Raw genomic sequence first — 4,284 nt, 5'->3', positions numbered from 1 at the left:
CGCCAGGTGAAGCGGGCGAGGACCCGGGCGCGGCCCGCGGCGCCGAGCCGGCGGCGCAGCTCCGCGTCGCCGAGCAGCCGGTTCAGGCCCGCGGCGAGCGCGCCCGCGTCGCCCGGCGGCACCGCGAGACAGGTCTCGCCGTCGGGCCCGGCGACCTCGGGGATGGCGCCGCCGGTGGTGGCCAGCAGCGGCGTGCCGGTGGCCATGGCCTCGGCGGCGGGGAGGGAGAAGCCTTCGTAGAGGGAGGGCACACAGGCCACTTGGGCGCCGCGGACCAGGTCGACCAGCTCGGCGTCGCTGATGCCCTTGACGAACTCGATCGCGCCGCCGAGCCCGTACCGCTCGATGGCGGCGGCCACCGGCCCGTCGTCGGCCCGCTTGCCGACCACGACGAGGTGCGCCTCCGGGTTCTCCGTACGGACCTTGGCGAGCGCCTCGACGAGATGGATCAGGCCCTTGAGCGGCACATCCGCGCTGGAGGTCGTGACGATGCGGCCGGGGATCTCGGGGACCGCGGGATCCGGCGAGAAAAGGTCGGTGTCGGCGCCGATGTGCACGACGTGGATGCGGTCCTGACGGACGCCCAGGTGGTCGGTGATCTCCTGCGCCGAGGAGCCGGAGACGGTGAGGACGGACGGCAGTCGGCGCGCTACCCGCTTCTGCATGCGGGTGAAGCCGTACCAGCGGCGGACCGAGGCGCGCCGCCGCCAGCCGTCGGCGGCGGCCAGGTCCAGCTGCCGGTCGACGGTGATGGGGTGGTGGATCGTGGTGACCAGCGGCGCGCCGAGGTCGCCGAGCAGGCCGTAGCCGAGCGTCTGGTTGTCGTGGACGACGTCGAAGTCGCCGCGCCGGGCGGCCAGATGGCGCCGGGCCCGCAGGGAGAAGGTGAGCGGCTCGGGGAAGCCGCCGGTCCACATCGTGCCGACTTCGAGGGCGTCGATCCAGTCGCGGTACTCGCCGCGCTTCGGCGTGCGGAACGGGTCCGGCTGCCGGTACAGATCCAGGCTGGGCAGCTCGGTCAGCGGGACGCCCCCGTCGAGCACGGGGTAGGGCTGGGCGCCGATGACCTCCACGGAGTGGCCGAGCCCGGCCAGTTCGCGGGAGAGGTGGCGTACGTAGACGCCCTGGCCGCCGCAGAACGGGTTCCCCTTGTATGTGAGCAGGGCAATCCGCAAGGGGCGGTCGCCAGTGATCTCGGCGGGGCGAGCGGCGGCTGCCCGGACGGCCTCAGCGGACACTCTCGGCCCCTCTCTCACTGGACTTTCGCCGGAGCGTAACCGCTGGCGCTAATCTAGAACAAGTTACAGAACCGATCGGTTACCGATGAGTTCACCAGGCTCGAATCTACCGGTCGGGGCATCGGCGAAAAGAGCCGCACCAGGTGATTCGCGCCACGACCCACCCCCTGCCATGCTGAGCCGATCAGCAGATCGACAGCCCCCGCAGCACGGACGGACCGCCACGGAATGGGACACATGACTTCCGAACACCGGCCGGCGCTTCCCGCCACCCCTCCGCTGACCGAGCGCCAGGAAGCGCGCCGCCGCCGCATCCTGCACGCCAGCGCGCAGCTGGCCGGGCGCGGCGGTTTCGACGCCGTGCAGATGCGCGAGGTCGCGGAGTTGTCGAACGTCGCCCTGGGCACGCTGTACCGCTACTTCCCCTCCAAGATCCATCTGCTGGTGGCGACCATGCAGGACCAGCTCCAGCACATGCACGCGACGCTGCGCAAAAGGCCGCCGACGGAGAGCGACCCCGGGGCGCGGGTGGCCCAGACGCTGATGCGGGCGTTCCGCGCGATGCAGCGCGAGCCGCACCTGGCGGACGCGATGGTGCGCGCACTCACCTTCGCCGACCGGTCGGTGAGCCCCGAGGTGGACACCGTCTCCCGGCTGACGACAGCGATCATTCTGGACGCCATGGGGCTGGAATCCGCCGCCACTCCGGAGCAGCTCTCGGCCGTGCGGGTGATCGAGCACACGTGGCACTCGGCGCTCATCACCTGGCTCTCGGGACGGGCATCGATTGCGCAAGTGAAGATCGACATCGAGACGGTCTGCCGGCTCATCGAGCTGACCGGCCCGCAGCGCCCGGAATAGCCCGCTTTCACGCCGAAGTTCCCTTTCACGCCCCTGGTTAAGCACCGGTTTGGCGCCGTTACAGCGTGCATACATGCATCCCGCCGTGCACCCGTGCGCCCCCTTGCCCCCTCTTGGCCTGATCTGCGGCCCCACTGCGCGCCCTTTACAGGTATGAATTCGGGGTGGTTGCCAAATAAGGCCGGTACACGGGGGTCTGGAGGGGGACTGCAGTGATCCGGGTGCTGCTGGTGCACGACGTCTGCCTGTTTCGATGGGCGTTGGCCGAGGTGCTCAGCAGGGAAAACGACATAGAGGTGGCGGTGTCCACGCCGGAGGGCGCGGCGGGCCGGGTGCGCGCGCTGCGGCCGGACGTCTGTGTGGTGGATGTGGACTCCGCAATGCCTATTGGAGCGAGTGCGTTGCGAAAGCTATCGGACAGCGGTGCCGCGCCCGCGGCACATGCCGACGGTAGTTCCGCGAGAGAGGAAGCGGGCTGGAGTGACGGTGCGTATCGGAGTACCGACGGTTACCGGAGCGGCTGGGCGCCGAGAGCGGCGGCCGGGGCGCACGGCGCCGTGGTGAGCGGCGTGGGCGCCGCCGCGAGAGGTGCCCCCGCGGGCGGTACGCAGACGAGGACGGAGGCGCACGGCAGTGCCGCGCACGCCGTCCCGGGCCGCGGCACGCCCGCGCGCGGCCCGATCGCGCACATCCCGCAGCAGGTCAACAGATGCCGGGAACACCCGGCGGGCGGCGCGGCGGAGGCCGTGCCGTGCGGCGCGGAACACGGAGCGGGCGGCGGCCGGGAGGGCGCGGCCGGGCCGGCCAAGGGGCCTGCCCTGCTGGTCCTCGGCTCGGCCCACCGGCCGGGCCCGCTGCGCAGAGCCTTCGAGGCCGACGCGCTCGGGTTCGTCGACAAGGAGGGCTCCCCCGGGCAGCTCGCCGCCGGCATACGGCAGGTCGCCGCGGGCCGGCGCTTCGTCGACGGCTCGCTGGGCTTCGGCTTCCTGCAGGCCGCCGAAATGCCGCTCACCCAGCGGGAGCTGAGCGTGCTGACGCTCGCCGCCGAGGGCGCCTCGGTCGCCGAGATCGCCGGCACGCTGCACCTGTCCAACGGGACGGTGCGCAACTACATGTCGGCGATCACCCGCAAGACCGGCGCCCGCAACAGGGTCGACGCCATCCGCATCTCCCAGGGCGAGGGCTGGCTGTGACCCACGCACCGGGAGGGCGTCCCGGCGGCAGGCCCGGCCGCCCCGCGCTCATGAGGAGAGGGCCGGCTCCGCTTCGGCGTCCGCCCACTCCCCCACGAGGTCGCGGTAGAGCGCGGAGCGCCGCAGCAGGTCGCGATGGCGCCCGCACAGGGCGTACGTACCGTCCATCACCAGGACGCGGTCCGCACGGAGCGCCGAACTGATGCGGTGTGCGACGACGATCAGTGAGCCGCCCGGCCGGGCCGCGAACGCCCGCTCCGCGCGGGCTTCCGCCGTCGCGTCCAGATGGCAGCCGGCCTCGTCGAGGAGGGCGAGCGGCGCGGGCGCGAGATGGGCGCGGGCGAGGGCGATCAGCTGGCGCTCGCCGGCGGAGAGCGTGCCGGGCGTGACCCGCGCGCCGAACCCGCCCAGTCGCTGCACCAGGCCCGCGGCGCCCACGGCCACGGCCGAGGCCCGCAGCGCGGTGTCCGGCACCTCATCGGGGCGCGGGCAGAGGTACAGCATGTTCTCCCGGAGCGTCCCGGAGAACACATAAGCCTGCTGGGGTACGAGAACGCGCCTGGACCCCGCGCCGTTCCCGCCCAGCCGGATCTCTCCCCGATCGGGGACCAGCACGCCCGCGAGCAGCGCCACGAGCGTCGACTTTCCGATGCCGCTCGGCCCGACGACGGCCAGGTGCCCGCCGACCGGCAGGGTCAGCTCCAGCCCCTGCACCACGGGCGTCGCATGCTCCCCGTACGCGAAGGACACCCCCCGCGCCTCCAGGGCCAGCCCGCTCCCGGCGGGCGGCGTCGCCCACGCGGGCAGGGACACGGGAGCCTCGGCCGACGCGTGGTCGGCGTTGTCCCCGGCGTACGCGCCCGCGCCCTGCGCGGACCGGCCGCCCGGCGCACGCCCCGGTACCGGAATCCCCCCGGGCAGTGTCAGCCGCTTGGGCGGCAGCGCGTGCCGCGGCCGCTTGGCGTGCCGCGCCCCGCCGCCACGGCCCGCCG

4 protein-coding genes are annotated in these 4,284 nt (G+C 73.3%); 2 read left to right on the top strand and 2 right to left on the bottom strand.

The annotated features are described in order from the left end of the window. Positions 1-1,238: glycosyltransferase family 4 protein (locus CCS38_RS12575; RefSeq protein ID WP_223733320.1), on the bottom strand; the 1,238-nt coding region annotated here is incomplete at its 3' end. 237 nt (positions 1,239-1,475) lie between these two features. Between CCS38_RS12575 and CCS38_RS12570 the strand changes: the two genes are divergently transcribed. Next, a complete protein-coding gene (locus tag CCS38_RS12570; RefSeq protein ID WP_223733319.1) occupies positions 1,476-2,099 on the top strand; it encodes a TetR family transcriptional regulator in 624 nt (207 codons plus the stop codon). 569 nt (positions 2,100-2,668) lie between these two features. Continuing rightward, a complete protein-coding gene (locus CCS38_RS35525) occupies positions 2,669-3,292 on the top strand; it encodes a helix-turn-helix transcriptional regulator (RefSeq protein ID WP_223733318.1) in 624 nt (207 codons plus the stop codon). Positions 3,293-3,340: 48 nt separating this feature from the next. On the opposite strand, the gene CCS38_RS12560 is transcribed toward CCS38_RS35525, so the two are convergent. After that, positions 3,341-4,284, bottom strand: a 944-nt coding sequence (locus CCS38_RS12560; protein ID WP_223733317.1) for an ATP-binding cassette domain-containing protein, incomplete at its 5' end; no start/stop codon positions are given.

The sequence above is a fragment of the Streptomyces purpurogeneiscleroticus genome (assembly GCF_020024005.1).
Lineage (GTDB): Bacteria > Actinomycetota > Actinomycetes > Streptomycetales > Streptomycetaceae > Streptomyces > Streptomyces purpurogeneiscleroticus.
This window is presented reverse-complemented; position numbering and strand designations above follow the sequence as displayed.